This window comes from Halorubrum gandharaense (assembly GCF_054654575.1).
The window spans coordinates 452,049-477,618 of record NZ_BAAIET010000002.1 but is presented as its reverse complement, the minus strand read 5'-3'; the positions used below and the strand labels follow the sequence as shown (position 1 = coordinate 477,618).

21 protein-coding genes and 1 tRNA gene are annotated in these 25,570 nt (G+C 68.9%); 16 read left to right on the top strand and 6 right to left on the bottom strand.

The annotated features are described in order from the left end of the window. The first annotated feature begins 50 nt into the window (after window positions 1-50). From ACYQ07_RS11340 to ACYQ07_RS11330, 3 genes are read left to right on the top strand one after another with little or no spacing between them, the layout of a single operon-like run. On the top strand, window positions 51-593 hold the full coding sequence (locus tag ACYQ07_RS11340; RefSeq protein ID WP_459881591.1) for a DUF7344 domain-containing protein: 543 nt from the start codon (window positions 51-53) through the stop codon (window positions 591-593). Beyond that, the gene (locus tag ACYQ07_RS11335; protein WP_459881588.1) at window positions 590-1,768 is read left to right on the top strand and encodes a hypothetical protein; all 1,179 of its coding nucleotides are present in this window, start codon (window positions 590-592) and stop codon (window positions 1,766-1,768) included. The genes ACYQ07_RS11340 and ACYQ07_RS11335 overlap by 4 nt, the downstream gene beginning before the upstream one ends. Then, complete coding sequence (locus ACYQ07_RS11330) at window positions 1,765-2,844, top strand: DUF5305 domain-containing protein (RefSeq protein WP_459881585.1); 1,080 nt, start codon at window positions 1,765-1,767, stop codon at window positions 2,842-2,844. Before ACYQ07_RS11335 ends, ACYQ07_RS11330 begins: the two co-directional genes overlap by 4 nt. Window positions 2,845-2,852: 8 nt before the next feature. Here ACYQ07_RS11330 and ACYQ07_RS11325 read toward each other — a convergent pair whose 3' ends face one another. Together ACYQ07_RS11325 and ACYQ07_RS11320 are read right to left on the bottom strand one after the other, a co-directional pair. Beyond that, window positions 2,853-4,439, bottom strand: a complete 1,587-nt coding sequence (locus ACYQ07_RS11325) for a YegP family protein (RefSeq protein ID WP_459881582.1) — start codon at window positions 4,437-4,439, stop codon at window positions 2,853-2,855. Between the two features lie 144 nt (window positions 4,440-4,583). Beyond that, window positions 4,584-4,656 (bottom strand) — tRNA-His (locus ACYQ07_RS11320). 168 nt (window positions 4,657-4,824) lie between these two features. On the opposite strand from ACYQ07_RS11320, the gene ACYQ07_RS11315 reads away from it, so the two are divergent. Further along, window positions 4,825-5,280, top strand: coding sequence for a DUF5814 domain-containing protein (locus ACYQ07_RS11315; protein WP_459883054.1), 456 nt, complete (start codon window positions 4,825-4,827; stop codon window positions 5,278-5,280). 469 nt (window positions 5,281-5,749) lie between these two features. On the opposite strand, the gene ACYQ07_RS11310 is transcribed toward ACYQ07_RS11315, so the two are convergent. Continuing rightward, a complete protein-coding gene (locus tag ACYQ07_RS11310) occupies window positions 5,750-6,085 on the bottom strand; it encodes a DUF7113 family protein (protein ID WP_459881579.1) in 336 nt (111 codons plus the stop codon). Window positions 6,086-6,227: 142 nt separating this feature from the next. Between ACYQ07_RS11310 and ACYQ07_RS11305 the strand changes: the two genes are divergently transcribed. The 3 genes from ACYQ07_RS11305 to ACYQ07_RS11295 all read left to right on the top strand — a co-directional run bounded on the left by ACYQ07_RS11305 (window position 6,228) and on the right by ACYQ07_RS11295 (window position 9,489). Continuing rightward, a complete protein-coding gene (locus ACYQ07_RS11305) occupies window positions 6,228-8,084 on the top strand; it encodes an ATP-binding protein (protein ID WP_459881576.1) in 1,857 nt (618 codons plus the stop codon). Window positions 8,085-8,192: 108 nt separating this feature from the next. Then, a complete protein-coding gene (locus ACYQ07_RS11300) occupies window positions 8,193-8,630 on the top strand; it encodes a universal stress protein (protein ID WP_459881573.1) in 438 nt (145 codons plus the stop codon). A gap of 175 nt (window positions 8,631-8,805) precedes the next feature. Further along, entirely contained in the window at window positions 8,806-9,489 is a 684-nt protein-coding gene (locus tag ACYQ07_RS11295; protein ID WP_459881571.1) for a nitroreductase family protein, read from the top strand. Window positions 9,490-9,793: 304 nt separating this feature from the next. Here the strand turns inward: ACYQ07_RS11295 and ACYQ07_RS11290 are convergent, their stop codons facing one another. Beyond that, window positions 9,794-11,044 carry a KaiC domain-containing protein gene (locus tag ACYQ07_RS11290; protein WP_459881569.1) on the bottom strand — a complete coding sequence of 417 codons (1,251 nt, stop codon included), beginning with the start codon at window positions 11,042-11,044 and terminating at the stop codon, window positions 9,794-9,796. Between the two features lie 101 nt (window positions 11,045-11,145). Between ACYQ07_RS11290 and ACYQ07_RS11285 the strand changes: the two genes are divergently transcribed. The 3 genes from ACYQ07_RS11285 to ACYQ07_RS11275 are packed head-to-tail and all read left to right on the top strand — an operon-like array spanning window position 11,146 to window position 13,367. Further along, window positions 11,146-11,970, top strand: coding sequence for an NAD(+)/NADH kinase (locus ACYQ07_RS11285; RefSeq protein ID WP_459881566.1), 825 nt, complete (start codon window positions 11,146-11,148; stop codon window positions 11,968-11,970). A gap of 45 nt (window positions 11,971-12,015) precedes the next feature. Further along, complete coding sequence (locus ACYQ07_RS11280; protein WP_459881563.1) at window positions 12,016-12,555, top strand: hypothetical protein; 540 nt, start codon at window positions 12,016-12,018, stop codon at window positions 12,553-12,555. 59 nt (window positions 12,556-12,614) lie between these two features. Then, window positions 12,615-13,367: a hypothetical protein gene (locus ACYQ07_RS11275; RefSeq protein WP_459881560.1), complete on the top strand. Its 753-nt coding sequence runs from the start codon at window positions 12,615-12,617 to the stop codon at window positions 13,365-13,367. 31 nt (window positions 13,368-13,398) lie between these two features. Here the strand turns inward: ACYQ07_RS11275 and larC are convergent, their stop codons facing one another. Continuing rightward, on the bottom strand, window positions 13,399-14,832 hold the full coding sequence (gene larC / locus ACYQ07_RS11270) for a nickel pincer cofactor biosynthesis protein LarC (protein WP_459881557.1): 1,434 nt from the start codon (window positions 14,830-14,832) through the stop codon (window positions 13,399-13,401). Between the two features lie 280 nt (window positions 14,833-15,112). Here larC and ACYQ07_RS11265 point away from each other — a divergent pair, with 280 nt between their 5' ends. The 3 genes from ACYQ07_RS11265 (at window position 15,113) to ACYQ07_RS11255 (ending at window position 18,584) form a co-directional block, all read left to right on the top strand. Then, window positions 15,113-17,338 carry a CDC48 family AAA ATPase gene (locus ACYQ07_RS11265; protein WP_459881554.1) on the top strand — a complete coding sequence of 742 codons (2,226 nt, stop codon included), beginning with the start codon at window positions 15,113-15,115 and terminating at the stop codon, window positions 17,336-17,338. 359 nt (window positions 17,339-17,697) lie between these two features. Next, on the top strand, window positions 17,698-18,231 hold the full coding sequence (locus ACYQ07_RS11260) for a DUF5815 family protein (RefSeq protein ID WP_459881552.1): 534 nt from the start codon (window positions 17,698-17,700) through the stop codon (window positions 18,229-18,231). Between the two features lie 146 nt (window positions 18,232-18,377). Beyond that, window positions 18,378-18,584 (top strand): hypothetical protein, encoded by a 207-nt coding sequence (locus tag ACYQ07_RS11255; protein WP_459881549.1) that lies wholly within the window; start codon window positions 18,378-18,380, stop codon window positions 18,582-18,584. 72 nt (window positions 18,585-18,656) lie between these two features. Here ACYQ07_RS11255 and ACYQ07_RS11250 read toward each other — a convergent pair whose 3' ends face one another. After that, window positions 18,657-19,688 (bottom strand): S66 family peptidase, encoded by a 1,032-nt coding sequence (locus tag ACYQ07_RS11250; RefSeq protein ID WP_459881546.1) that lies wholly within the window; start codon window positions 19,686-19,688, stop codon window positions 18,657-18,659. 168 nt (window positions 19,689-19,856) lie between these two features. Here ACYQ07_RS11250 and carB point away from each other — a divergent pair, with 168 nt between their 5' ends. The 3 genes from carB (at window position 19,857) to ddh (ending at window position 25,517) form a co-directional block, all read left to right on the top strand. Continuing rightward, the gene (carB, locus tag ACYQ07_RS11245) at window positions 19,857-23,081 is read left to right on the top strand and encodes a carbamoyl-phosphate synthase large subunit (RefSeq protein ID WP_459881543.1); all 3,225 of its coding nucleotides are present in this window, start codon (window positions 19,857-19,859) and stop codon (window positions 23,079-23,081) included. Between the two features lie 256 nt (window positions 23,082-23,337). Further along, a complete protein-coding gene (locus ACYQ07_RS11240; protein WP_459881540.1) occupies window positions 23,338-24,480 on the top strand; it encodes a thiolase family protein in 1,143 nt (380 codons plus the stop codon). A gap of 89 nt (window positions 24,481-24,569) precedes the next feature. Continuing rightward, window positions 24,570-25,517, top strand: coding sequence for a D-2-hydroxyacid dehydrogenase (ddh, locus tag ACYQ07_RS11235; protein ID WP_459881537.1), 948 nt, complete (start codon window positions 24,570-24,572; stop codon window positions 25,515-25,517). Window positions 25,518-25,570: the final 53 nt, after the last annotated feature.

Here is a 25,570-nt window from a genome sequence, read left to right as displayed (position 1 = left end):
TGGCCAACAACGTTTATGGTCAGGTTTCTGTACTAACGGTCGTGGAAACCATGGTGGGACAATCCCGGGCGATCGCGAAAGACGAGGTCTTCAGTTTGCTCAGCAGCCAGCGCCGGCGCTACGCGCTCCACGCCTGCAAGCAGACGGACGACGCGATCGACATCTCCGACCTGGCCGAGCAGGTGGCCGCGTGGGAGTACGGGAAGGAGGTCGCCGCGCTCACGTCGGAGGAACGCCGGCGCGTCTACACCGCCCTGCAGCAGACGCACCTCCCGGCGATGGAGGAGGCCGGCGTCATCGACGTCGAGCGCTCCGAGATCGAACTCACCGAACAGGCCCAGGAGCTCGACGTGTATATGGACGTGGTCCCGGAGGACTCCATCCCGTGGGCCGAGTACTACCTCGGCCTCTCCGCGGTGGGCGCGACGCTGCTCGGGATGGCGTGGGCCGGCCTGTACCCGGCGTCGGTCCCGGACGTGGCGTTGGCCGGGGTGGTCGTCTCCGTGTTCCTCATCTCGGCGGCCGCGCACGTGCTGGAGAGCCGCGGGTCGCGTCTCGGGAGCGAGGGACTCCCGCCCGAGCTGAACGCGTGAGCGAGAAGCGCACGCGACGGGCCGCACTCGGGCTGATGGCCGCCGGAGGCGCGCTCGTCGCCGCGGACACGCGCGCGTTCACCAGCCTGCTCGCCGACCGCGTGCTCGACGTCGAGGTGGCCGACGACCGCGAGGACGCCGCCATCGGGATCCGCAACGAGACCCTCGTCGGCGGGCACACGTACGACGAGCTGCCCCACCGCATCGAGTTGCGGAACAACTTCGAGGAGCCCGTCACCATGACCGCCAGCGTCGGCAACGACTTCTCGATCGTCGATGAGGGGGGCGACTCCTGGACCGACGCGGACCTCGGCCCCGACGAGGAGACGTCGCTGCAGATCGACGTCGACGGCCCCGACGGCGCCACGGACGTGGTCGAACTGACGGCAGCGGGGGACAGTGCGACCGCCGAGCTCGACCGCGAGATCACGCTCGACGGCTTCGAGCCGAGCGACAACGACGAGGAGCTCCACGTCTGGCTGGATGCGACCGCCGAGGACACGATCGAGGAATCCACAGACGGGCATTCCGTCTCCGACTGGGAGTCGCGCAACGAGGAGAACCTCTCTGACGGCGTCGATGTGGAAGATAACGGCACTCCGCAGTACGACACCGACGGTCTGAACGGCAACAGCACCGTCGCGTTCGACGAAGACGAGTATCTCATCGGCGATTCGATCGACCTGTCGGACACCGGAGAGCCGTCGATGACGGTGTTCTTCGTCCTCGACGTGGAGGGCGGGGCCTACCCGCTCACGTTCGAGGACGACAACGAAGTGAGGTTCGACATCGACGAGGACGACGAAGGGGGCGAGGTGGTCGCCGAGTTCTCCCAGCCGGAAAACGGTACGGAGACGGTACGTCTCGACACCGAACTCGCGGGCGAGACGCTCGTTACGTTCGTCATCGAAGGGGAAGTGAACGAGGGTGGCAACGATAGCGACCTCGAGATGACCACGTACCTCGACGGCGACATGGCCGACGAGGGCGACCTGACCATGAACGGGACCGGACTCGGCGACTTCACTATCGGCCTCGGTGCGGACCAAGACGGAAACGAAGGGTTCGAGGGGGACATCGCGGAACTCCTCGTGTACGAGGTCGCGAAAGCCGACGCTGACCGCGAGGACGTTGAATCGTACCTCGCCGACAAGTGGGGGCTCGACGGCCCATGACCGGCGACTCGTCCCGACTGCGGCTCCGCCGCTTCCTCGCGGACAACTTCGCCGTCGTCGTCGCCGCGCTCGTCGTCGTCGCGCTCGTCGGCGGCTTCATCGCCGTCTCCGCGCACACGGGCGACGAGACGCGCACGGAGGTGCGGACGACCGCGGCGGCGACGACGGACGCGTCGTTCACGCACGGCGCGACCGTCGAGCGCGACACCGCGGTGTTCGACGCGGGCGAGCGCCTCGAAAACCGCTCCCGCTACTTCACGTCGGTCGCGCCCGAGCTCGACGGCGAGTACGCCCTCGCGTACGCGGGCGACGGCGCGGCGGTCGCGGACGCGGAGCTGTCGCTCGTCGTCCGGTCCGTCGAGGAGGTCGACGGCGAGACGGTCGTCCACTGGCGCGACGCGGAAACGCTCGCGACTCGCGAGGCCGAGGACGTCGCGGCCGACGACCCGCTCGTCGTCCCGTTCTCCGTCGACGTGCCGGCACAGGAGGAGCGGGTCGCGGCCATCGAGGAGGACCTCGACGCCTCGCCCGGCTCGACGGAGATCCTCGTCGAGCCGACGGTGACCCTCGACGGCGAGGTCGGCGAGGAGTCGACCGCCGAGACACGCACCGAGCGGCTCGAAATCGACCCGCAGGACGGCACGTACCACGTCAGCGCGGAGATGGACGGGCCGACCGAGCATGAGGCGACCGAAACCGTCACCGTGCCGGTCGAGCCCGGACCGCTCCGGGCGTACGGGGCGCCCCTCGTCGCGCTGCTCGCAGCCGTCGCCGCCGGAACCCTGATCCGCGACGGACGGCGGGGGCGACTCGACGTGACCGCCGCCGAACGCGATCGGCTGGCTCACGAGCGCGACCGCGAGGCGTTCGACGAGTGGATCTCCGCGGGCTCGCTCCCCCGAACCGACGCGGAGACGGTGGAGATGGAGACGCTCGAAGGGCTCGTCGACGTCGCCATCGACAGCGACCGCCGCGTGATCGAGAGCGACGGCCGCTACTACGTGCTGCTCGACGACGTGCGATACGTGTACGAGCCGCCGCGGCCGGCCCGCGGGGAGTTCGACTGGGGGACCTGAGGGGACTGCTACTCGACCGTCTCCGCGTCCGCGCCGGGCGCGTACTCCTTGACGCCGGTAACGGCCTCGACCGCTCCCGAGCGGGAGGCGTACCCCTCGCCGGAGTCGGCGAGGATGTTGCCGTTGCGGTGACGGAGCCGCCAGCGCCACTCCGCGTCCGCGTCCTCGTAGATCTCGAAGGCCGCGTTGCCCACGTCGAGGGCGTCGGCGTTAGGCGCGTGGTTCCGGACGCGCTCGACGGCGTCCTCCGCGCCGCTCTCGGAGGCGTAGCCCTCGCCGGAGTCGGCGATGATGTTGCCGTTGGTGTGGCGGAGCCGCCAGCGGTAGTCGCCGCCGGCGTCCTCGTACACCTCGAACTCGGCGTTGCCGTCCTCGCCGACGTTGTTCCGCACGCTCTCGGCACCCTGTCGGGCCTTCGAGCGCGAGGAGTACCCCTCGCCGGAGTCGCCCAGGATCTCGCCGTTTTTGTGGATCAGCCGCCAGCGCCAGTCGCCGCCCGTGTCGCGGAACAGCTCGAAGGCGACGGGGTCGATGCGGAGGTAATCGGCGGCGGCGACGTGCTCGCGAACCCGGTTGAGCGCGCGGGTCGCGTTGGACTTCGACGAGTAGCCCTCGCCGGAGTCACCGAGGATCTCGCCGTTGTCGTGGCGGAGTCGCCAGCGCCACTCGTCGGCGTCGTCCGCGAACAGCTCGAAGGTGGCCGGGCTGTCGATCGTCTCGACCTCGGTCGGGACAGCCACGTCGGGACTCTCCGCATCGGCCGGAGCGGGACCGCCGTCCTCCGCCTGGGTGTCGGTGTCCGCCTGGGCACCGGTGTCCGCCTCGCTCTCGATCCGGAGGAGGCCGGCGCCGAGCGCGTTCCGGCGGACGCTGTGAAGCCCCTGCTGGGCCTTCCCGCGGCTGCTGTAGCCCTGTCCGGAGCTGGCGATCACGTTGCCGTTGCGGTGGCGGAGCCGCCAGCGAGCGTTGCCCGAACGGTCGTCGAACAGCTCGAATCGCGCCTTGCTCGTCCGGAGGGCGTCGACCTCCGCCGACGCCTCGGCGAGCTCCTCCTCCAGCTCCTCGACGCGCGTCTTGGTCTCTTCGAGTTCGGCCGCGGTACCCGCATGCTCCGTCTCGGCGGCCGCGGATTCGGCCTGTAGCTGCTCGTACTCCGCGCGAACCGGGTCGGTGATCAGCGGCACGACGGCCGCCGCGAGCCCGATGAGGACGATGCCGGCGGCGTACAGCGCGTTGACGACCTCGTTGCCGGCGCTCGTCGACCAGCCGTCCGGGAAGACGGTGAGGAAGTACGCGACGGCCGCCAGCGTCAGGAGGCCGCCGAACGCCGCCAGCCCCGTCGCCGATTTTCGCAGCGGGAAGCGCACGACGGCGCCGATCATCACGAGCGGCGGCGAGAGCGCGACGAGCGCGTAGCCGAGCGCGCGGGCGCCGGTTCGTGGCTCCGTGAACGCGAACACGATCACGCCCAGCACGCCCAACAGGACGCCGAGCGAAAAGAGCCAGTAGCCGTTCACCTCGTCGTCCGTGGTGGGGGTCCCGATGCGCCCCTCGTACAGGTCCGCGAGCGGACCGGCCGGTTTGTCAGTTGGCATATATGTATGCGTCGGCGGGGGATTACTTAGGTGTGTGGGAGGATTGCAAGCGGAATGGCGAGGCGCTCGCCGGCGGGCTCGGCGACGAAAACGGGGTCGGCGGGCGCCGTCGCTCCTCGGATGGAGGTGACGAGTTGCGAGAAGGTCCGGGTGCGAGAATCGAACCCGCGTCTCAGCCTCCACAAGGCTGAAGGATAGTCCACTACCCTAACCCGGACACGCATCGTCACGTACCCCGCTTGCACAAATAACGGTTACGACTCCCGCCGGGCGTGGTACCCCGGCACACTCGCGATCGCCGGCGGGCGCCGGCCGCAACCGCGGTAACCGCTGCCGACCTCCACCACGCCCCTTATGAAGGATGACGGCCTATCAGGAGGCAACTGTGGCGTTCACGGACAAGATCTACGTCAAGAACCACCAGCAGCTCTCCTCACAGCTGGAGACGAACGTCCCGAAGGGAGCGTTTTCGGGGGCGACGCTGGATCTGCTGTTTACGGGCGACGGGCTCTCCAAGCTCGACTCGACGACCCGTGACCGCATTCTCGACTTCGCCGAGGACTTCCTCGACTGCGACTGCCAGTCGAACCCCTACTGTGGCTGTCCCGAGAGGAAGTTCATCCAGTACGTCCTCGAACTCCGCGCGCAGGGGTTCGGCCCCGACGCCATCGTCAACGTGATGACCGACGACTACATGGTGTACGCCTACACCGGCGACGTTCGCTCGTTCCTCGACAACGCGATCCGGCGGCTCGACGCCGTCGAGTCGCTGGCGGATGTGGAGGGGAACGACGCGATGTCGCAGAAGGCACGGCGCGCGCGGCAGGAACTGGAGGGGTAGCCCTTATAAGTGGTTGAGGGTGTGGGTGTGTCGGTGAGCACGGGGGCGACCACCTCCAAAGCCCCAGCCGGCGACGACCACCGGAAGACGTTCCTGCTCGCTGCGCTCGCGGGCTGCGTCTTCCGAGGTCCCGCTCGCACGCTCGCGGGACTCGCGCGACTCGCTGCGCGCTCAAAAGGCCTCTCCGCACCGCCCGGCCTTTTGAGTGCTTGCGTCGTCGTGCTTCGTCCTCGCCGGCTGCCCCTTTGAGTCCCACCCGACCGCAACTGCACCGAACCTCACGCCTCCCCAGCCTCGGCAGACGGTCGCCGGCGGGAAACCGCTCTGCCGGCGACCGCTGCCTCCCTCGCGCGCCGGCTCGCGCCCAACGGGCGCTCGCCGGGCGCGCCACCGCACCGCGCCTGTTCACCAGTAGCGTCCTTATAAAGGAAAGAGAGAGTCGAGTGACGTCGCCGCTTCCGAGCGTTTCTCAGGCCGGATCGGCTTTCGTCACTTCGATGTCGACCTCGTCGGAGTCGACGCCGATGCGGGCGAACTGGGTGCGGACGTGCTCTTTGGCCGCGTCGAGCGCCTGTTCCCGGGTGTCGAAGCCCCGCGCCATCGGCTCCTCGAAGGCGACGCGAATCTCGGTGCCGTCGACAAGGAGCGCGGAGCCGCCACTCTCCACCTGATAAAAGGAGTCGCACACCCACACGTACGGGGCGTCCTCGTCGGGCGCGCCCTTGTAGGACGGCGGCTCCTCGCCGCGCTCGAACACCGTCCCGGTGAGGTCCGTCCCACCGCCGCTGCCGCGTACGAGTATCATACGTGATGTAGGCGCTCGGCACCTAAAAGGGGCGCGCGGACGGGTGGCGTCCGCGGGCTGTCGCACCGACGCCCCACGGACGCCCCGAGCGCTCGCCGGCGACGGGGAAAGCGCTTTGCGGCTGGGCGGCGGTGACTCGCACGTGACCTTAGAGGACTTCAGCGACTACGGAGGTGACGACGAGGACGACGGCGGGAGCGAGGGCAGCGCCCCCGACGACGGGCCGTCGAGGGAGTCCGCCGGCGAGTCCCAAAGCGAATCCGCGGGCGCCGGCGGCGAGGCGGCGACGACGTTCGAGACGACTGACGCCGAACCCGCCGGCGAGGACGAGGGACTCGGCGTCGTCTCCGTCTCGCGCGGCCTCCGCGTGGCCGAGGACGCCGAGGAAACCACCCTGCAGGCGTTCGTGACGGCGGACAACCGCGAGCGCGTCCGACTGGGCAAGTACCTCACCATCGCGTATCCCGACGGCGAGCGACTGTTCTGCCGGATCACGGGGCTGGAGTACGCCCAGGAGTTCCAGTCGGACGACGCCACGGAGATCCACGCCCGCCGCCAGATGCGCCGTGACGACTTCACGGAGCGCGACTACAAGTTCATGGCCGAGCTGGAGCCGATGTCCGTCGTCTACGGCGCCGGCGAGGACGCCAAACGTCGGATGACCGACCGGGTGCCGAAGCCGGGTGCGGTCGTCGAGGAGGCGGCCGACGCCACCGAGATCAAGACGGGGCTGAAGATCCCCGAGGACGGCGTCTTCCTCGGTCACCTCTCCGTCGGCGGCGAGAAGGTGCGGACGGCGGCGGAGCCGCCCACCGTCGACTACCGGGTGAAGGACGACTACGCGGACGGCGACCCGCTCGCCTTCCGGCACACGCTCGTCGCCGGCGGGACGGGGTCAGGGAAGACGCACGCCTCGAAGAACGTGCTGCGGCAGTACCTCGCGGCCGACCGCACGTATCCGATGGACGACGGTCGGGAGGCGCGGATGGCGGTCGTCCAGTTCGACCCGCAGGACGAGTACGCGCAGATGCACGACGACAACCCCGACCTCGACGACGGGTTCGCCCGGCGGCTGGAGCGCGAGGGCGTCGCCTACGGCGGCCACGACGACACCGTCGCGCTGATCCCCACCGTTCCGAACGCCACCTACCCCGGTGAGGGCCATCGCGCCGAGCAGGTCCCGTTCACCATCCCGTTCTCGATGGTCGACGAGTACGACATGCCGTGGCTGATCGCCGGCAGCGGGCTCAACGACAACCAGTACGCCGCGCTGCTCACCCTGCTCAACCGCTTTTTCCGCGACTACGGCAGCTCGGGCACGTACAGCCAGTTCCTCTCGTATCTCGACGACCCAGCGCTCAAAGAGGAGCTCGACGAGTCGGGCCGCGTCCACGAGGCGACGTTCGACGCGGTCAAACGCCGCGTTCGCGGGGTTCCCGGCGGCGTCTTCGACGGCGACGCGAAGCCGATCACGGAGCTCGACCACACCCTCGTGCGATCCGGCGGGCTCACGGTCGTCCCCACCTACCACCTGAGCTCCTCGCGACAGAAGGAGATGTTCGTGCTGGCGGTCTCGTCGATGCTCATCGACGACAAGCTCTCGAACTCGCCGCGGAGCGACCGGATCAAGGAGACGCCGCTGCTCGTGGGGATGGACGAGGCGCACAACTTCCTCACGGACGCGGACACCGTGCAGGCGACTCAGGTGATCGGGAAATTCACTGACGCCGCGAAACAGGGACGGAAGGAGCGACTGGGGCTCTTTCTGATCACCCAGGACCCGCAGGACATCGCCGACTCCGTCTTCAAGCAGGTGAACACGAAGATAGTGTTGAACCTCGGCGACGAGGACGCCATCTCCAGCGTCAACATCCCGACCAACCTCGCCGGCAAGGTGCCGTACATGGAGAAGGGTCAGATGGTCGTCTACTCGCCGGACAACTCCGAGCCGGTGGAGCTGATCGGCCTCCCGAAGTGCGTGACGCGTCACGGCGACTGATTCGCCTCGACCGTAACACGCCCGCCGGGACGCCGACCATCCCGCCGGGACGCCGACCATTCCGCCGGGACGCCGACCTTTTTGTCGCCTCCCGGAGAAGCCCGGGACATGACGAAGCGGATACTCGTTCCGGTTGACGGCTCCGAATGGTCCGAGGAAGCGCTCACGTTCGCGGCCGAGGAGTGGCCCGACGCCGAGCTGACGTTGCTCCACGTGATCAACCCCGCCGAGTCGACGACGGGCGCCGAAGGCGGGTTCCCCGGTGCGGTCGAGCAGTGGTACGAGGCCGCCCGCGAGCGCGGGAAGAACCTCCTGTCCGGCGCCGCCGGCCGCGTCGGCCGCGACGTTGAGACGCGGCTGGAGGTCGGTCGACCGGCGCCGACGATCCTCGCGGTCGCCGCCGGCGATCAGGACGAGGGCGACGAGCCGTTCGACCACATCGTCCTCGGCAGCCAGGGTCGTACGGGACTCTCACGCGTCGTCCTCGGCAGCGTCGCGGAGTCCGTCGTCCGCAAATCGGAGATCCCGGCAACCGTCGTTCGGTGAACTGGTCGGGGCACCGCACGGAAGGTGGCGGAGCGTCGAGTAACACCAGCGTAACCGGGTGACAGCGACGCCCACAACGGTTATTAGTGCTCCTCCCACGGTATCTGAAACCGTCGCCGTCGGCAACCGCGTGCGAGACCTCACAGGTGATACGTGTCGGCCACGTAGCGCAAGTGTGAACTTCAGCGACGTCATCACCGAACGCCGGTCCGTCCACGACTACAACGACGAGGAGCTCGACCGCGAGACGGTCGAGGCGATCATCGCGGACGCGACACTCGCCCCGTCCAGCTTCAACCTCCAGCCGTGGGAGTTCGTCGTCGTCAGCGAGGACGACGACCGCGAGCGCCTCCAGGAAGTCGCCTACGGCCAGCCGCACGTCACGGATGCCCCCGTCGTGCTCGCCGTGCTCGGCAACCTCGACCCGTCCGCACACGTCGACCGCGTGCTCGACGACCAGGTGGAGAAGGGGTATCGGACGGAGGAGGGCGCCGAGGCCACCCGCGAGTCGGTCGAGGGAATGGCCGCGCAGAGCGAGACGGAGCGCCGCGTCTGGTCGACGAAGTCGACCGCGCTCGCCGCCTCGCAGCTGATGCTTGCCGCCCGCGCCCGCGGCGTCGCCTCCTGCCCGATGGGCGGGTTCGACCCGGAGGCGCTCGTCGAGGAGTTCGGCGTGCCCGACGGCTACGAGCCCGTCATGCTGGTGACGCTCGGCTACCCGGCGGAGGACGCCGACGACGAGACGCTCCCCCGGAAGTTCCGCCGACCCGTCGAGGAGGTCGCTCACTGGGGGGAATTCGAGGCGGACGCCGGCGAGACGGACGCCGAAACCACGGAGCCTGTCACCGACGACGACTGAGGAGCGAACTGGTACTCCGAAGCGACTTTTGAACGAGTTTCGATCCGCCTCGCTTTTTATAGCCGAACGCTGGAATACATCGGATAGTGGTGGCTGTGCGGATGCGGGGCGGTGGCTGTGCGAATGCGGGTGCGGTGGCTGTGCGGATGCGGGGCGGTGGCTGTACGGTCCCTTTTGAGTACCGCGAGACGCGGCGCCGCGCGCCGCGTCTCGCGGCCCTTTTTTGGTGGAGATTTTTCAAGGAGTGGTCGGCAGGGGCGCCGCAGGCGCCCCGGCCGCCGACCCGACGCAGAAAAAGGTCCGTTCAGAAGATGTTCGCCTGCCGGTAGACGGAGATGCCGTCGTCAGTGATCTCGTACGGCTTCGTCTCCCGGGAGTGGTTGGCGTCGCGGATCTTCTGGATCTCGACGGCGAGCCGCGTCTCGCGGAAGTCGTCCGGCCGCACGTACTGCAGGATGAACACCGCGTCGGTGAGATACTCGACGAGGCCGTACCGGGAGGTGTAGGCGTGCTCCTGGCTAGCCTCGGAGGTGACCAGCGTGGTGACGCCGGCTTCCTTGAGCGACCGGGTGAAGTCGAACACCTCCGAGCGGCGTTTCGCCGGCGTGTCGTACATCATCTCCAGCAGCGAGACGGAGTCGAGCACGAGTCGCTCGGCGCCGAACTCGGAGATGAGCCGCGTGAGGTCGTTGCGGATCGACGCTAGCGAGTTCGCCATCTCGATGGGGTCGAGCGGGACGACCGCCAACAGCCCTTCCTCCTCGTACTGGCGGAACGACCACCCCTTCTCCTCGGCGGTGTCGAGGATCGCCTCGCGGCTCTCCTCCAGCGTGATGTAGACGGCGCGCTCGCCCGAACGGAGCGCCTCGTGGAGGAACTGGAGCGCGAGCGTCGACTTGCCGGTCCCGGGGGAGCCGATGACGGAGATGAGCGACCGGCGGGGGACTCCGCCGAGGATCATCTCGTCGAGCCCCTCGATGCCGATCCGAATGCGCTCGATGTCGGACTCGAACGACTCCTCCTCGAAGGCGGTGGGGCTACCGCCGGCCTCAGGGCTCCCACCCCCACCTCCACCCTCGCCGAAGTCGGCGAAGCCGAACTCGTCACCGCCATCGGAGCCGCCGAACTCCCCGCCACCGGAGCCACCGAACCCCCCAAACGGGTCGTTCTCGTCCCCTGTGGTTGGAGCGGAGCCACGGTCGGCGAACGGCGCCGGCTCCTCGGCGTCTCCGGCATCGCGCTCGGGGGGCGCGACGGACGCATCGGACTCGCCCGTCGGCGCATCTCCGGCACCATCGCGCACGCCGCCAAACGGGTCCTCCTCCGAGTCCGGGACGGGTTCGCCGGTCGGCTCCGAGACCTGGTCGGGCTTCTCGGTCGCCTCCTTGCCACGCTCGGCGGGTTCGGCGTCCTCGTCGCCGTCGCTGCCCGGGGGTGCCTCGGTGTCGTCGGTGTCGTCGGTGTCGTCGGCCTCCGCGGCCTCCGCAGCCTCCTCGTCCCCCTCAAGGTCTCGAAGTGCCCGCTCGAACCAGTCGTCCTCGTCCTCCTCACTCATTGTGTCACGACCCGAATGGGTCGCCTCGTGGGGGAAACGAGTGCCGGCCGCTTGAAGCTTTATCCCGAGGTTTTTCTCAGCGGACGACGAACCCCCTCCCAATGCAGGTCGGCATCGTCGCGCGGAAGGGGAATCAGCGGGCGGTCTCGCTGGCGGACGCCATCCGAGAGGCGGTCGCCGACGCCGGCGCGACCGTCTGGCTCGACGAGGCGACCGCGGAGGCCGTCGGCACGGACGGGCGCCCGGTCGACGCGCTCTCGGAGTGTGACCTCGCGGTCGCGGTCGGCGGTGACGGGACGTTCCTGTTCGCCGCTCGAAACGCCGGGTCAACGCCGGTTCTCGGCGTGAATCTGGGTGAGGTCGGCTTCCTCAACGCCGTCCCCCCGGAGCGCGCCGAGGAAGCCGTGGTCGCGGAAGTCGAGAAGTTCCAGCAGAGCGCGATGAACGTCCGGGAAGCGCCACGGCTCGCCGCCCGAACCGACGGCTGGGAGTCGGTGCCGGCCGCGAACGAAGTGGTGATCCAGGGGAGCCGTCGAGGCAACGGCGGCGGCATCAACTACGAACTCCGGGTGAACGGCGCGCTGTACTCCGGCGGGCACGCCGACGGCGTGCTCGTGGCGACGCCGACCGGCTCGACCGCCTACAACCTCTCGGAGGGCGGCACGCTCGTCCACCCGACCGTCGAGGCGCTCGTGGTCAACGAGATGTGCCCGACCGACGGGATGCCTCCGCTCGCGGTCGACGTCGATGCGACCGTGAGCGTCACGGTCACCGGCGCGGACGCCGAGGCGGTCGTCGTCAGCGACGGTCGGAATCCCCACGAGCTCTCCGGGCCGGTCGAGGTCGTCGTCGAGCGCACGGAGCCCGCGATGCGGATCGCCGGGCCGGAGTCCGACTTTTTTGAGGCGCTCGGCAAGCTCTCCTGACCGAACCCGGAAGCTTCAACGGCCGGCCGGCCCCACCCTCCGCCGATGAACGTCCCGCTCGGCCTCCACCCGTTCGCGAACCAGTCCCGAGCCGAACACGCCGCGGTGGCGGTCGGTGGCGTGCTCGCCTGTCTGGTCGGGTACGTCGGCGGCGCGGTGCTCCTCTACGACCTGAGCGCCCTCGACCACGGCGCCCCCGCCGGGCCTCGCCGCGTCGCGACGGTGTTCGCGTCGCTGGCCTGCTGGGGCTACTACACGCTCGCGTTCATTCGCGGGAAGGGTGGGCCGGTGACGAACGTGTTGGCGTACCCCTTCCTCACGGTCACACTCGTGCCGTTTCTCCTCCGCTGGACCGTCTTCGGCCCGAACTGGGAGGGCGCACGAAGTCGGGTCGGCTTTTTCCTTCCCGACCTTGGGATGGCCGTCGACGCCGCGCTCGCGGTCGTCCCCGGCCTCACGCTCTGCGTAACGCTGATCACGATCTGGGCGAGTGTGCTTGGCGCTGAGGGCGCCCGCAAATGGCAGGAGAAGTACCTCTCGCCGGCGTTCAGGGAGGCGTTCGTCGAGGAGACGGATTTCGAGTAGCGGCTGTTTCTGGGTCGGTTTTCGGTGGAGTTAGGAGCCACGGCGGCCCACGCCGGTGTGTGATCGTCGTCGCCACCGCCGACTTCGAGCTGTACCACGAGGCCGTGAGCGCGCTCCGCGAGCGCGGCGTGGCGTTCACGACCATCGAGCCCGGCGATCCGATCCCGGACGACGCCGACGTGGTGATCGCGACGCGCGAGGACGCAGTCGACCTCGGCGGGCGCAGCGACGTGACATTCGTGGCGGGCGACCCTGACGACCCCCGGGCCGCAGTCGACGAGGCGCTCGCCGTCCTCCGGGGCGACGGCGGACGAACCATCGTGGGCGTCGACCCCGGGCCGAATCCCGGTATCGCCGTCCTCGTCGGCGACATGGTCGTCGCCGCCTTTCGCGTCCCCGTCGAGGACGCCGCCGGCGTGGTCGTCGAGGAGGTCGCCGGCGAGCCCGACGCTCTCGTGCGGGTGGGGGATGGCGACCGACTGAAAGGGGCCCGCATCATCTCCGATCTCAGCGATCTGGACGAGGACCTCGCGGTTGAACTGGTCGACGAGACCGGGACGACTCCCTATCTCGGCGCCGGCGCGCGGGGGATGGCGGACGTGCTCGCCGCGGTCAATATCGCGCACATTCCCGGTGAGCGGGTCGAGGAACGGGAGATCGAGCCCACCGAGGGCGAGCTCCAGCGGATCAAAGACGAGTCCCGGCGGGAGTCGGGCGGAGAGCTAACCGTCGACGAATCACTGGCTCGCCGGGTCGCAGCCGGCGAGCTCACGGTAGCGGAAGCGGTCGAGAAGCACCGAGACGAGTCCTAACTCGCCACCGGCCGGCGACGACTCCGGCCGGCTACGTTTCCCCACCGAGTCGCTCGTGAACAGCGGTCTCGGCCCGGCGAAGCACGTCCCGGATCGGGACGCCCACCTCCGCGGCGACCGCCGCCGCCTCGTCGTACTCGGCGCTCACGTCGTACACTTCGCCGTCGGTCGTCTCGCCGATTTTCACCGACACCTCGTGGATGTTGCCGTCGAGTTCGAGGGTCGCGGTCTCGAATCGCCGCTCCGCGACCCACCGATGGCTGGCGGTGGCCTCGCGCACGCCGAGCGTCCCCGTCTCGCGGGCGAGTCGCTCGGCGACGGCCTCGGAGTCGGCGGGTTTGCAGATCACCTTCACGAGGTGGCCCGGACGAGACTTCTTCATCGTGGTCGGCACGATGGTCACGTCGCGGGCGCCCGCGTCCGTAAGCGTCGACTGGAGTCCGCCGAGCACCTCCGGCGGGGCGTCGTCGAGGTTCGTCTCCAGGACGACCACGTCGTCGTGTTTGAGCCCGCCGTGGTGGGATCCGGCATGTTCGTGCGTGTCTGAATGCTCGTGGCCCGTCGGGTGCTCGGCAGCCGTCTCCGCAGCGTCCCCGCCGTCGCCAACCAGCGCACGCAGAACGTTCGGATGGCGATCGAACGTGGCGTCTCCGGCGCCGTAGCCCGCAGATTCGACGCGGATCGAGGGGAGCGTGTCGACGCCCTCCGCGATCGCGCCGAGGATCGCGGCGCCAGTCGGTGTGAGCAGCTCGCGGTCGACCGGCCCGCCGACCAGCGAGAAGTCGCTTCGCTCGGCGATCTCCACGACCGCCGGCGCGGGAACGGGGTAGACGCCGTGGCTCATCTCCACCTGTCCGCTGCCGGCCGCGACCGGCCCCGTGACGACGCGGACCGGATCGAGGTCCGCCAGCAGGAGCGCGGCGCCGACCACGTCCGCGACCGCGTCGTCCGCCCCGACCTCGTGGAAGTGCGTCTCGTCGAGGTCGGTGCCGTGGACCGCGGCCTCCGCGCGGCCGAGCAGTTCGAAGGCGTCGAGCGCGGTCCTCTCGACCGAATCGGGGAGCTCCATCGACTCGACGAGGTCGACGACCTCGGTGTAAGTGCGGTGGACGCCGGCGCCCTCCGCGTGGTCATGTGAGTGGCTGTGATCGTCGTGGTTGTGGTCCTCATCTCCGTGAGGGTGTGAATGGTCGTGGGAGAGACCGTCACCGTGGTCGTGAGAGTGACCATGCGAGTGGCCGTGGCTCCCCTCTTCATCGTCCTCGCCGCCGTCCGTCTCCGTCAGGAGCACGTCGACAGTCGTCGCACGGATGCCGTTCTTCGTCGTCTCGCCGACCTCGTAGCGGACGGGGAGCGCGTCCTCGACGGGAGCGAGAACCGCGGGGTCGGCGCCGGCCGCGATCAGCGCGGCACACACCATGTCGCCGGCGGCGCCGGTCCGGCCATCGAAAGCGAGCGTTCGCATGGCCGAGCAAAGGCGGGCGGGGCGTAAAGAGCCATCCACTCCGTCGCGCTCGCCATCCCCACTGCGCTCGCCGCGCTCTGTACACCGAATTGCCGACACGGACGCCGGCGAAAACCCTCGAATGCGACGGGGTTTTAACTGCCCGCGCCATACCATGCTATAATATGACACACTCATTCGGCGGCGGCGCACGGACCGCCCGACGGGACGGCGATACCCGTCGGAGCAACAGGCTTATGGCCGCACCGAGTGCAGGTAGCTCCATCCCCCGCGAGGAACCATGAACGAAGTTCAACTCGAAGTGGCGAAGGCGTACCCGAACGACTCGGGGCGCGGTATCGCCCGGCTCGACCCCGACACGCTGTTGCACCTGAAGCTCTCGCCCGGCGACATCATCGAGATCGAGGGCGCGGAGACCACCGCCGCGAAGGTGTGGCGTGCCGACCGACAGGACTGGAACACCGACACGGTCCGCATCGACGGGTTCACGCGACAGAACGCCGACGTGGGAATCGGCGAGCGGGTCACCATCCGCAAGGCCGAGGCCGAGAAGGCCGACAAGCTCGTCTTGGCCCCGCCCGAGGAGGCGTCCGTCCAGTTCGGCTCGGACGCCGCCGGCATGGTGAAACGCCAGATCCTCAAGCGGCCGGTCGTCGAGCGCGACATCGTCCCCGTGATGTCGTCGACGAACCACCCGTTCATGCGCTCGCCCGGCCAGGCGATACCGCTGATCGCGGTCGAGACGGAGCCCGACGGCGTCTGTCTCATCACCGAGGACACGGACGTGGAGCTCCGCGAGGAGCCGATCTCCGGCTTCGAGAAGACCGGCGGCGGCATCACCTACGAGGACATCGGCGGCCTCCAGTCGGAGATCCAGCGCGTCCGCGAGATGGTCGAGCTCCCGATGAAACACCCGCAGATCTTCTCGAAGCTCGGGATCGAGCCGCCGCAGGGCGTGCTCCTGCACGGCCCGCCCGGCACCGGGAAGACGCTGCTCGCGAAGGCCGTCGCCAACGAGACCTCCGCGTCGTTCTTCTCCATCGCGGGCCCGGAGATCATCTCGAAGTACTACGGCGAGTCCGAACAGCAGCTCCGGGAGATCTTCGAGGACGCCAAAGAGGAGTCGCCGTCGATCATCTTCATCGACGAGCTCGACTCCATCGCGCCCAAACGCGAGGACGTCACCGGCGAGGTCGAGCGCCGGGTCGTCGCCCAGCTGCTGACGATGATGGACGGGCTGGAGACGCGCGGCCAGGTGATCGTCATTGCGGCGACGAACCGCGTCGACTCCGTCGACCCCGCGCTCCGCCGCCCCGGCCGGTTCGACCGCGAGATCGAGATCGGCGTCCCCGACGAAGTGGGCCGCAAGGAGATCCTCCAGATCCACACCCGTGGCATGCCGCTGTCCGACGACGTGAGCCTCGACCACCTCGCGGACGAGACCCATGGCTTCGTCGGCGCCGACATCGAGAGCCTCACCAAGGAGGCGGCGATGAAGGCGCTCCGCAGATACCTCCCCGAGATCGACCTGGACGAGGAGGACATCCCGCCGAGCCTCATCGACCGGATGATCGTCAAACGCGACGACTTCTCCGGCGCGCTCACGGAGGTCGAACCCTCCGCGATGCGGGAGGTGCTCGTCGAGCTCCCGAAGATCTCGTGGGACGACGTGGGCGGGCTCTCGGAAGCGAAACAGCAGGTGCAGGAGTCGGTCGAGTGGCCGCTCACCTCGCCCGAGAAGTTCGACCGGATGGGCGTCGATGCCCCCAAGGGCGTCCTGCTGTACGGCCCGCCCGGAACCGGGAAGACGCTGATGGCGAAGGCCGTCGCCAACGAGACCAACGCCAACTTCATCTCCGTGAGGGGGCCACAGCTCCTCTCGAAGTGGGTCGGCGAGTCCGAGAAGGCGATCCGCCAGACGTTCCGGAAGGCGCGGCAGGTGAGCCCGACGATCGTCTTCTTCGACGAGCTCGACAGCCTCGCGCCGGCGCGCGGGCAGGATATGGGGAACAACGTCTCCGAGCGCGTCGTCAACCAGCTGCTCACGGAGCTCGACGGGTTGGAGGAGATGGGCGACGTGATGGTGATCGGCGCCACCAACCGTCCGGACATGATCGACCCCGCGCTGCTCCGCTCGGGCCGGTTCGACCGCCTCGTGATGATCGGCCAGCCCGACCAGGAGGGTCGCGAGCGGATCCTCGAGATCCACACGCAGGACACGCCGCTGGCGCCCGACGTGAGCCTCCGCGAGGTCGCGGAGATCACCGACGGCTACGTCGGCGCCGACCTCGAGGGGATCGCCCGCGAGGCCGCCATCGAGGCGCTGCGTGACGACGACGACGCCGAGGAGGTCGAGATGAAGCACTTCCGGCGGGCGATGGAGTCGGTCCGGCCCACCGTCACCGACGACCTGCTGGAGTACTACGACGATGTCGAGCAGCAGTTCAAGGGCGGCGCCAAGGACTCGCTGCGCGACTCCGGCAGCGGGCGCATCGGCTTCCAATAGCGACGGACCTTTTTAACCAGGGGTTCGCGGAACCGGCTCCGCCGGTTCCGCTCAACCCCCGGCCAAAAATCTCCACCAAAAAGAGCCGCGAGCCGCGCATCGGGCGCAAGCGCCCTCGCGCGCTCGCGGTGCCACACCATCCAGCCACCGCCTCCGCATCCGCACAGCCTCCGCATCCGCACAGCCTCCGCATCCGCACAGCCTCCGCATCCGCACAGCCTCCGCATCCGCACGGCCTCCGCATCCGCACGGCCTCCGCATCCGCACAGCCTCCGCATCCGCACAGCTACCACACCGCGGCGACCGCATCGCCGTCCGCCTTCCGCGCCTTTTAACCCCCGAACGGACCAATCGGGGGTATGACTCAGCCGCGCGTCCCCGGCGGCGGTGGTGACGCCCTCGAGCTCCCCTGCGGCGAGACCGTTCCGCTCGGGGCGCTCGACCTCGGCATGCGCGAGTACCAGTGCGACTGCGGGGCGACCCACGCCGTCGTGATGGACGTCCACCCGCCCGAACGCTTCCTCCCGGAGTTCCTCGTCGACGTGTTGCGCGAGGCGATCGAGACGACGAGCGAGGAGATGCCGGAGTTCGACACCCCCCACCTGCTTGGCATCGTGTTAGAGGAGTTCCCCGAGGCGGTCGTCGCACACGACGCCAGCGAGAACGCCGACGTGGGCTATGCGATGGTGTGGGTCGCGGACTTCGACTCCCGCCGACTCCACGAGGTGATCATCGAGCTCGTCGTCGAGCTGATGGAACACGCCGTGAGCCATTCGGATGACGACGATGCCCTCTCGCAGTTCGAAGAGGAGATGGTCGAGTTCGACGTGAGCGAGTTCGTCGACCAGTACCGTGCCGAGCGCGACCTGGAAGCCGAGGATCCGTACGCCTGAGCGCGCCGGCGGTCACAGGCGAGGACGGATTCCGGACACACAAGGGGCATCTTCGCTGCTCTCAGAGTCTCTCCCGCCCGTGTCTGACGGTTGTCCGACTCACGTCTCACTGAACCCTATATCCTTCGCGACCGTACGTAAGACACATGCACACCCAGGAGTACGACCGGATCCGCGGTGTGCTCGCCGACGCCGAGGAGCCGTTGACGGCGCGGGAGATCCACACGCTGCTTTCGGAGGCGGATGAGATCGACAGCCCGCACCGGGTCGCAACCGTGTTGGGACGGTGGGCAGAGCGCGGAGAGGTGGACGTGATAGCCGGGCGTCCGTACCGGTACCGGCTGGAGACGTGACCGGGCGGACGGCCGTCAAGCGTGTCCGACGACGCCGCGGGAGCGGCGGCGCCGTCACACGCGGACGGGTCGCTACCCGAACGTCAGCCCGCCGGTTTGCGGGTTGAAGCCGGCGCGCGCGCCGAGCGGAAGCGGAAAGGTCGGGGCGGTGTGGCCGAAGTCGTAGCCGAAGCCGGCGACCGCCGACGGGTTGTACCGCGACAGCTCTCGAGTGACGACCTCGCGGAGTTCCTCCGGGTAGGTCTCCGGGTCGGGGTCCCACTCGAGCGGCGGCGAGTGCGTCCGCGGGCGTCCCAGCACGACGGCGTCGAACCGCTCCAGCAGGCCGCGCTCCCCCATCGCCCGGAGGGTGTAGCCGACCTCGCGGGGCGGCGGCACGTCCTCGGAGGTCTCCAGCGCGAGCACGCAGCCGTCGAGATCCGCGGGATCCGGAAGATATCGCTCCGCCTGCAGGTGCCACTTCACGATCGCAAAACTCCCGCCCCAGACGCGGCCGCGGACGGGAGCGTCACCGTCCGCCTCCGGGCCAACCCACGTCGTCGGGCCAGGGTTCTCCTCCCACTCGCGAGGCTCGCCGGTGTCGAAGTCGAACCACTCGTCGGTCCACTCGGGCGACGGCTCGACCCGCCCGAGCGACTCCGCAAACAGCGCGCGCCGGAGGTACCGCTCGGTGTACGGTCGGAGCGCGTCGTCACAGACGAGGTCCGGGTGTATCCCGAGGCCGTAGCTCACGAGCCCCTGATTCCACAGGAACAGCCGGAGGTTGTCGTTGTCGCTGTACCCGAAGAATCGGGTTGGGTGTTCGGCGAGGAGGTCGCCGTCGAGATGCGGGAGCATCCGGATCTGGTCGTCACCACCGGTGTACGCCATCACGCCACCGATCTCCGGGGCGGTGAACGCGTCCTCGATGTCGGCGGCGCGCTCGGCGGGCGGCGCCGCCTCCTCGCGGTCCGGGTCCGCCGTCGGAAACACTCGTGTCTCGACGCCGAGGTCGGCGAGCCGCTCCCGGCCGATCCGGAGCTTCGTCGACTCCGTGGGCCGGGAGGGGGCGACGATCGCGAGCGTCTGGTCGTCGGCGAGCGGGGGCGGCGTCGTAAACTCCATGGTCGTGCTCCTCGCGGAACGACCGTAAAAATCCCGCGAGACACTCGACGCTGCCCAGTGGGGGCGAAGCGTGCCACGTGACACCATGGCTTGCGAAAATCGCAAAACTCCTGCGAGATTCGTACTCTATCGCCGACCTTATTACGATGAGCGTACTCGGTCGGGACAATGAGTGAGGACCGGACCATTCTGCTCATCGGCAGCGGGCCGATCCAGATCGGACAGGCGGCGGAGTTCGACTACTCCGGCGCACAAGCATGTCGCGCCCTTCAGGAGGAGGGTGCGCGAGTCGTCCTGGTGAACTCGAACCCGGCGACGATCATGACCGACCCGGACACGGCCGACCGGGTGTACATCGAGCCGATCACCCCCGAGGCGATCGCCGAGGTCATCCGAATCGAGGAGCCCGACGGCGTGATCGCCGGGCTCGGCGGACAGACCGGCCTCAACGTCACTGCGGAACTCGCGGAAGAGGGAATCTTGGAAGAACACGACGTCGACGTGATGGGTACCCCGCTCGACACCATCTACGCGACGGAGGACCGCGACCTCTTCCGCCAGCGGATGGAGAAGATCGGCCAGCCCGTCCCCGCGTCGACGACCATCTCGCTTGAAGAGGGCGAGTCGGTCACCGACTTTGACGAGAGTGCGCTTCGTGAGCGCGTACAGGCAGCAGTAGACGACGTCGGCGGCCTCCCCGTCATCGCCCGGACCACCTACACGCTGGGCGGCTCCGGCTCCGGTGTCGTCGACGACTTCGACGAGCTCGTCGAGCGCGTCCGCAAGGGACTCCGCCTCTCGCGGAACAGCGAGGTGCTCATCACCGAGTCCATCTCCGGCTGGGTCGAACTGGAGTACGAGGTGATGCGGGACGCCGACGACTCCTGTATCATCATCTGCAACATGGAGAACATCGACCCGATGGGGATCCACACGGGCGAGTCCACCGTCGTCACTCCCTCGCAGGTGATCCCGGACGACGGCCACCAGGAGATGCGCGACGCCGCGCTCGGCGTCATCCGCGAGCTCGGCATCCAGGGCGGCTGTAACATCCAGTTCGCGTGGCACGACGACGGGACCCCCGGCGGCGAGTACCGCGTCGTCGAAGTGAACCCCCGTGTCTCGCGCTCGTCGGCGCTCGCCTCGAAGGCGACCGGCTACCCCATCGCCCGCGTCACCGCGAAGGTCGCACTCGGCAAGCGCCTCCACGAGATCGACAACGAGATCACCGGCGAGACGACCGCCGCCTTCGAGCCTGCCATCGACTACGTGGTGACGAAGGTGCCGAGATGGCCCATCGACAAGTTCGAGGACGTGGACTTCGAGCTGGGCACGGCGATGAAGTCGACGGGTGAGGCGATGGCGATCGGCCGCACGTTCGAGGAGAGCCTCGTGAAGGCGTTGCGCTCCTCGGAGTACGACCCCGCCGTCGACTTCGAGACGGTGGACGACGAGGAGCTGGAGACGGAGTACCTCATCCGTCCGAGCCCGGACCGCCCGTACGCGATGTTCGAGGCGTTCGACCGCGGCTACACCGTCGAGGAGGTCGTCGAGCTCACCGACATCCACGAGTGGTACGTCGAGCGCTTCGCCAACGTCGCCGAGGCGACCGCGAAGGCCCAGGAGGGCGAGTTCACGCCCGCCGCGAGCGCCGGCCGCACCAACGCGGAGATCGCCGCCACTGCTGCCGCCGGCGGCGTGGACGCGAGCGTGGCGGACGTGGAAACGTCGGTCCCCGAACGGACGTTCAAGCAGGTCGACACCTGTGCCGGCGAGTTCGAGGCGTCGACGCCCTACTACTACTCCGCACGCCTGCCGGAGTTCCTGATGGACGCCGACACCGCCGGCGCGGCCGACGAGGTGCGTGTCGACCCCGACGTTGAGAGCGTCGTCGTAGTCGGCGGCGGCCCGATCCGCATCGGACAGGGCGTCGAGTTCGACTACTGTGCGGTCCACGCGGTCCGCGCGCTCCGTGAACTCGGCATCGACGCGCACGTGGTGAACAACAACCCCGAAACCGTGTCGACGGACTACGACACCTCCGACGGGCTGTTCTTCGAGCCGATCTCCGCCGAGGAGGTCGCCGACGTGGTCGAGCGCACCGGCGCGGACGGCGTGATGGTCCAGTTCGGCGGACAGACCTCCGTCAACGTGGGCGAACCGCTTGAGGCGGAGCTGGAGCGCCGTGGACTGGACTGTGAGATAATGGGGACGAGCGTCGAGGCGATGGACCTCGCGGAGGACCGCGACCGCTTCAACGTCCTGATGGACGAGATCGGCGTGGGTCAGCCCGAGGGCGGGACGGCGACCAGCCGCACCGAGGCGCTCGATCTGGCACACCGGATCGGCTACCCGGTGCTCGTCCGTCCCTCCTACGTGCTCGGCGGGCGCGCGATGCGCGTCGTCGAGGACGACGAGGAGCTGGAGCGCTACATCGAGGAGGCAGTCCGCGTCTCGCCGGACAAGCCGATCCTCATCGACGAGTTCCTCGCAAACGCGGTGGAGCTCGACGTTGACGCGGTTGCTGACGGCGAGGACGTGCTCATCGGCGGCGTGATGGAACACGTCGAGAGCGCCGGCGTCCACTCCGGCGATTCGGCGTGTATGATCCCGCCGCGGTCGCTCGACGACGACACGCTGTCGCGCGTCCGGCAGGTGACCGAGGACATCGCCCGCGCGCTCGACACCCGCGGACTCCTCAACGTTCAGCTGGCGGTGACTGGCGTCCACGACCCCGAGGCGGACGCCGAGGTGTACGTCCTGGAGGCGAACCCACGGTCCTCGCGCACGGTCCCGTTCGTCTCGAAGGCGACGGGCGTCCCCATCGCGAAACTAGCGGCAAAGGTGATGACGGACGGGCTCTCGCTCGCTGACCTAGAGGTCGACGAGCAGATCCCCGAGCAGTGCAGCGTGAAGGAGGTCGTGCTCCCGTTCGACCGTCTGCCCGGATCGGACCCACGGCTCGGCCCGGAGATGAAGTCGACCGGCGAGGTGATGGGGACGGCGGACACCTTCGGCAAGGCGTACGACAAGGCCCAGGACGCGACGGGCAAGCCGATCCCGGAGTCGGGAACGGCGGTCGTCGACCTCTCGGCCGAGGAGTTCCCGGACCCGGACACCGAGGCGGGCGAGGCGATCGTCGACGGGTTCTCGGCGCACTTCGAGCTGTCGACGGCGACCGACCTCATCGAGTCGGCGCGCCGCGGGGAGATCGACCTCATCGTCTCCCGGCAGCGGGAGCTGCTGGAGGTCGCCGTCGAGGAGGAGATCACCTACTTCTCGACGCCGGCGTCCGCGAAGGCGGCGCTGGAGGCGCTGGAGCACGCCGGCGACGACCTCGACGTGATGGCGGTGTCGGACCGGCCGAAGCGGACGGAGAACTGGGGCGCCTAGACAGACGCTGCCGGACGCACGGCTGCCGGACGGAGAAACGGCGTGGCGAACAGCCGGCGCATGGGGCGGAGCCCGTGTTCCGCGGCGGCGCGCCGGACTCCCGTCCCGACCGCCGCGGACCGTTCTCAGGTCACGGCGAGTGTGGTTCCGTTTTTGCTTAAAAGGTTCAGGCACCGTCGTGTTGTAAACGGTAAACGCCGGCGGAGTTTTCCCGGGTTCCACCCGCCTTTAAGACCGTGAGGGATCAGGTCTCGGTATGAGCGACGAGACCACGCCCGTAGTTGCGGCGGCGTACCGAACGCCACAGGGGAAAGACGACGGCGTCTTCAGCGAGGTCCGCAGTGAGGACCTCTCGACCCGGCTGATCGACCACACGCTGGACGAGACGGGGTTGACGAGCGACCACGTCGACGACCTGATGTGGGGCGTGGCCCAGCAGCGTGGCGAGCAGGACAACAACGTGGCACGCGTGATCGCGCTGCTTTCGGAGCTCGGCGAGTCCGTGCCGGCGACGTCGATCAACCGCTGGTGTGCCTCCTCCATGCAGGCGGTCATCTCGGCGGCCGACGCGGTCGCCGCGGGCAACCGCGACTGCATCGTGGCGGGCGGCGTCGAGAACATGAGCCGCGTGCCGATGGACGGCGACGCCTACCAGCACCTCCATCCCGGGCTCTCCGAGCGGTACAACGTCTCCCAGCTGCAGATGGGGATGACCGCGGAGAAGGTGGCCGAGGAGTACGAGGTGAGCCGCGAGGCCCAGGACGAGTACGCCGCCCGGAGCCACCAGCGCGCCGCCGAGGCGACGGCGTCCGGCCGGTTCGACGACGAGATCGTCCCGGTGGAGACGGAGGACGGGCTGGTCGAGGCCGACGAGGGGATCCGCCCGGACACGACCGCCGAGAAGCTCGCCGGGCTCCCGCCGGCGTTCGCCGGCGACGGGACGGTGACCGCGGGTAACGCCTCGCAGATCTCCGACGGGGCCGCGCTCGTGCTCGTCACGAGCAAGGCGTTCGCGGAGGATTACGGCCTTGACGTGCTCGCGGAAGTCGGCACAAACGCCGTCGAGGGCGTCGATCCGACCGTGATGGGGATCGGCCCGGTGCCGGCGACCGAGAGCCTGCTCGACCGCGCGGGCACCTCCATCGACGACTACGATCTGGTCGAGCTCAACGAGGCGTTCGCCTCGCAGTGTGAGTACGCCCGCCGAGCGCTCGGGATCGACGAGGACGTGTATAACGTCAACGGCGGCGCCATCGCCATCGGCCATCCACTCGGCGCCTCCGGCGCGCGCCTGCCGGTGACGCTGCTCCACGAGATGCAAAAGCGCGACGCCGAGCGCGGGCTTGCCACGCTGTGTGTCGGATTCGGGCAGGGCGCGGCGGTGGAGTTCCTGCGATAAGAGGAGGGCGAGTTCGGGATATGACGCCGGCGTCCGCACCGTTCGCCGGCTCGACGTCTTTTAAGTAGGAGTCCGCCCGATCCGCGTGCATGGTTGCCACGCTTGGCGTTCACGAGTCGGTCGGGGCCGTATTTCCGCCGTCGTCGCTGACCGACGCGCTCGCGGATGTCGCCGACGAGCACGGCGTCGAACTGCGCGTCGTTCCGGAGGGGGACGCCGACGAGCTCGCCGGCTGTGACGCGCTGGTGACGTTCGCGTACGAGGCGGCCTTTTTGAGTGCGGGATTGGACTGGATCCACTCGATCCAGGCTGGCGTCGACCGCTTCCCGTTCGACGAGCTGGAGGCGCGCGGGATCGCCTTGACCAACTCGACGGGGATCCACGGCGACTCCGTCGGCGACACGGTCGCCGGCTACATGCTCACGTTCGCCCGACGACTTCACGTCTTCCGCGACCAGCAGCGTGAGCGCGAGTGGGCCTGGCCCGCCCACGACGAGCCGTTCTCGCTGCGCGGCGAGCGGGTCTGTGTCGTCGGGCTCGGCGGGCTCGGCCGGGGAATCGCTGCCCGGGCGGACGCGCTTGGCATGGAGGTCGTCGGCGTGAAGCGTACGCCCGTTCCCGTGACGAACGTCGACCGCGTGGTCGGCCCGGACGGGCTGACCGATGCGATCGCTGACGCCCGATTCGTCGCGCTCGCAGTTCCACTGACGCCGGCGACTGAGGGGCTTGTTGGTGAGACGGAAATCGCGGCGATGCGCGACGACGCCTACCTCATCAACGTCGCTCGGGGTGCAGTCGTCGACGAGTCCGCACTGGAGGCCGCGCTTGCGGACGAGACGGTCGCGGGCGCCGCGCTCGACACCTTCGAGACGGAGCCGCTGCCGGCGGACTCCCCGCTGTGGGACCACGAGGAGGTCGTGGTGACACCGCATGCCGCGGCCGCCCATCGGGAGTACGCCGCGCGCGTCGGCGATATCGTCGCCGAAAGCCTCCGTCGGCTCGCGGACGGCGACGGCTACGCGAACAGGGTGGTGTAAGCGACGGCTGGCGCTCGACGACCGCATCGGCATAGCAGAAGGGGGACACGAAA

What these genes read in the sequence shown, in the direction of transcription:
- ACYQ07_RS11300 (WP_459881573.1), top strand. Translation starts at nt 8,193, where the DNA reads ATGACGAAGCGGATACTCGTTCCGGTTGACGGCTCCGAATGGTCCGAG.
- ACYQ07_RS11280 (WP_459881563.1), top strand. Translation starts at nt 12,016, where the DNA reads ATGAACGTCCCGCTCGGCCTCCACCCGTTCGCGAACCAGTCCCGAGCC.
- carB (WP_459881543.1), top strand. Translation starts at nt 19,857, where the DNA reads ATGAGTGAGGACCGGACCATTCTGCTCATCGGCAGCGGGCCGATCCAG.
- ACYQ07_RS11325 (WP_459881582.1), bottom strand. Translation starts at nt 4,439, where the DNA reads ATGCCAACTGACAAACCGGCCGGTCCGCTCGCGGACCTGTACGAGGGG.
- ACYQ07_RS11330 (WP_459881585.1), top strand. Translation starts at nt 1,765, where the DNA reads ATGACCGGCGACTCGTCCCGACTGCGGCTCCGCCGCTTCCTCGCGGAC.
- ACYQ07_RS11260 (WP_459881552.1), top strand. Translation starts at nt 17,698, where the DNA reads ATGACTCAGCCGCGCGTCCCCGGCGGCGGTGGTGACGCCCTCGAGCTC.
- ACYQ07_RS11310 (WP_459881579.1), bottom strand. Translation starts at nt 6,085, where the DNA reads ATGATACTCGTACGCGGCAGCGGCGGTGGGACGGACCTCACCGGGACG.
- ACYQ07_RS11285 (WP_459881566.1), top strand. Translation starts at nt 11,146, where the DNA reads ATGCAGGTCGGCATCGTCGCGCGGAAGGGGAATCAGCGGGCGGTCTCG.
- ACYQ07_RS11255 (WP_459881549.1), top strand. Translation starts at nt 18,378, where the DNA reads ATGCACACCCAGGAGTACGACCGGATCCGCGGTGTGCTCGCCGACGCC.
- ddh (WP_459881537.1), top strand. Translation starts at nt 24,570, where the DNA reads ATGGTTGCCACGCTTGGCGTTCACGAGTCGGTCGGGGCCGTATTTCCG.
- ACYQ07_RS11250 (WP_459881546.1), bottom strand. Translation starts at nt 19,688, where the DNA reads ATGGAGTTTACGACGCCGCCCCCGCTCGCCGACGACCAGACGCTCGCG.
- larC (WP_459881557.1), bottom strand. Translation starts at nt 14,832, where the DNA reads ATGCGAACGCTCGCTTTCGATGGCCGGACCGGCGCCGCCGGCGACATG.
- ACYQ07_RS11240 (WP_459881540.1), top strand. Translation starts at nt 23,338, where the DNA reads ATGAGCGACGAGACCACGCCCGTAGTTGCGGCGGCGTACCGAACGCCA.
- ACYQ07_RS11340 (WP_459881591.1), top strand. Translation starts at nt 51, where the DNA reads ATGGTGGGACAATCCCGGGCGATCGCGAAAGACGAGGTCTTCAGTTTG.
- ACYQ07_RS11265 (WP_459881554.1), top strand. Translation starts at nt 15,113, where the DNA reads ATGAACGAAGTTCAACTCGAAGTGGCGAAGGCGTACCCGAACGACTCG.
- ACYQ07_RS11290 (WP_459881569.1), bottom strand. Translation starts at nt 11,044, where the DNA reads ATGAGTGAGGAGGACGAGGACGACTGGTTCGAGCGGGCACTTCGAGAC.